Origin of the sequence: Mycobacterium gordonae, assembly GCF_001417955.2 — a bacterium.
In the GTDB taxonomy this organism is placed as follows: Bacteria; Actinomycetota; Actinomycetes; order Mycobacteriales; family Mycobacteriaceae; genus Mycobacterium; species Mycobacterium gordonae_B.
Window position 1 is genome coordinate 1 of record NZ_LKTM01000136.1, and the last position, 2,652, is coordinate 2,652.

2 protein-coding genes are annotated in these 2,652 nt (G+C 60.5%); one reads left to right on the forward strand and one right to left on the reverse strand.

The genetic code is table 11. From position 1 onward, the window contains the following. Positions 1–267: 267 nt before the first annotated feature. On the forward strand, positions 268–711 hold the full coding sequence (locus AO501_RS13310) for a hypothetical protein (RefSeq protein WP_156452532.1): 444 nt from the start codon (positions 268–270) through the stop codon (positions 709–711). A gap of 1,589 nt (positions 712–2,300) precedes the next feature. Here the strand turns inward: AO501_RS13310 and AO501_RS13320 are convergent. Further along, positions 2,301–2,546, reverse strand: a complete 246-nt coding sequence (locus tag AO501_RS13320) for a hypothetical protein (RefSeq protein WP_156452533.1) — start codon at positions 2,544–2,546, stop codon at positions 2,301–2,303. Between the last annotated feature and the right edge of the window lie 106 nt (positions 2,547–2,652).

A 2,652-nucleotide genomic window follows, 5' to 3' on the forward strand; every position in this document is an offset into this window, starting at 1 on the left:
TTGCCATGGGGACATCCTTCCAGCCCGCCCATGCTGGGCAAGCCAACTCAGATGTCACCTATTCGTGCAGCAGACCCAACCGATGGCACGGGAGCTGATCGCGCTGTGTCTCGAAGTGGCTATGGACTCCTTCGACGTTCAAGTCGAACTACCGGGCCGAAGTTGAAAGCCGAACAAAAGCGGCACGGTGTCTTTGGTCCGGCCTGTCGTACCGGGCTGGGACAATTCCGACGATGAAGAATTCCCACCAGCGGGTGGAGAAAGTGGGTGTCTAAAGTGAACGGCGGCAACGATTGGCTTAACACCGTTGAACGGTTATGCGCCCAGGGGTTCAACCCGGACGGGCCAGCGACCGGCGGCGCCCAGGTGCAAGTCTTCGACCGCACCACCAACACCATGGTGTATCGCCAACCTATCGCCCGCACAGTGCGCCTTGAACCGGCAGAACCGTTGCTGTGGTTCCGCCAAATCATCGGCACCGGACCGGCATTTGATGTCTACGAGTGCCGAGTCCGCTCGCTATGCACCGAAGGTGCGACGGTCGCAGGCGAACAGGTCATCTTCCCTCAAAATCCCACGCAGACCAACGAATACGCAGTCATCAGTGCCGCCGACCCCGACCAGATCGCAACTCTAGACGCGTGGGACACCTGGAAGCTCACACAAACCAGCGCTGAACAGGAAGAATCACTGGACAACCTCGACGCCTGACTCCGCCCCCCGGGCTCGGCTGGGGATTTGATCCACGCAGGGCTCCCGCCCGACCCCTCGCGGGTCGGGCGGGGTCCAAAATGTCGAGCGGATCAGGCCTGGCTGCATGAGAAGGCTTGTCCGGCAGCCGGTGACCTCGCGGCGGCCCGGCCATTGATCGATGCCGAGGCCATTGCGGCATGTGAGCCGCTGACCAGGGTCGGCGGGAGCGGCCGAGTCAATCCGCTGCTGGACCTACCGCTGAAACAATACGCGGGCATGGACAAGACGAAACTCTGGAAGATGTTCGTGTGGCGGCTAGCCGAGGGCGAGGCGAGATGGATTCTGCGCGACGAGCAGTCCTCGGGACCGCCGATGCGCAGCACCATGGATGCGGCCAACACTGCAACCTGTGTCCGAGGAGGAAGCCGACGCCGATTATGCGGCTCGGTTGGCGTGGTGGAAAGAGAACCAGGAGCCGCTGCTGCGCCCCGGGAGACCTCCACGCCGGCGCACCGCGTACCTTCGCCTACGAAATGAGGCTGCGCAAGTAGGTCGTCACCACCCAAACAAACAACCCCGCCAACGGGATTCGAATTCTCACTTCATCTGGGGCGCCGCAGGTAGACCGCTACATCGTGCCCCAGATTCAATGAGAACGCCGCAATACAGAGACTTAAACCTATCTGATACATGGATGTTTCCTATGTGGTGTCATGGCCGCTTCGTCATCATGACGATGCTGTGCGCCGCCCTGTTTGTGCCCAACTGTGTTCGTGCGGCGGAGCCGCACCGGGGGACCGATGTGGCTTCTCGTTTGATCTGGCGACATTTAGACCGTTTTGAGCTTTCTCAATCGTGACTTTTCGTCACGGTGACGTATCGACGAAAATGCCGACTTCATCCGACACCGGCGGGATGTGATAGCGCGGAGGGTTCGTCACGCGCGGCGCGACAACGCGCGACGCCCACCTCGTCATCTGCTACACAATCCGAAAGCGCGCGGTTGCGACGGCCCTTACATGGCGGACACGCATCACATCATTCCGAGGTATAGAAACCCATGCATTCGTGGCGATGTGAAACACTCTGCAGCACAACGTATTTGCCTCATAACGGATATTATGTCAACCTAACGGCGCCGTGTTCCACTGTGCAGCAACATGTTTCGGTAAATCCACCACCGTCGTGTTCTGGGTTGACTTGCAGCGAGTTGCCCTCTAGTGCAATGTGATTCGCGTCCTGCAACCAGCGTCGCCGCGGAGCACATCCTTGATTCATCTGATGCATCAGCAAGGATGCTGTGGGCACGCAGCCGGATCCGTCGGGCGCAGTCGCCACGGCCGGGTTGCCGGGCCGAGCGGTTCGACGGTGCTCCTACTCCCCCGCCGGGGGATAAACGAACCCGCACGTGTGCTTCACACTTCGAGCTTGGCGGAACCTGTCAACCTGATGAGGCATGACATGCGGGCTGTTCAACTTCGCGGTGGCTTGGGCTTTGCGGCGGAACCGCTGCTGAAACGTGGCGTGGTCCGAGTAGTGAGCGGGCGGGGTCTTGGTGGCTACGACGCGGTCGGTCACCGTGTCGTGCGCCCTCCATACCTCGCCCATCAGTTTTCGGCTTCCGTCGACAAGGCTATCTGCCTGCGCTCTGCTAGCACCGCTTTCGTCGCAGCCAGCCATCGGCGGATGTAATCGTTGGCACCGATCTCCGGGTTGCGGTCGACGTAGCGAACGAACCATCCGGTTAGGCCGTCCCATTCGGTGCAGTCACCACAAGGTTTCCGCAGCGTCCAGTTCAGCTCCTCTAAGGTCCAATGCGCCTTTGCGGAGTTCCGCAGCATCGACGTCGTCACCCAGTTCGTGTCGTTATCGACGCCACGTCGCCCTGCGTGCCAGGGTGAGTTGAGTCCAGTGGTTCATAGCAAACCGGCCTGATGCAGGGCGAGATACGGATCAACA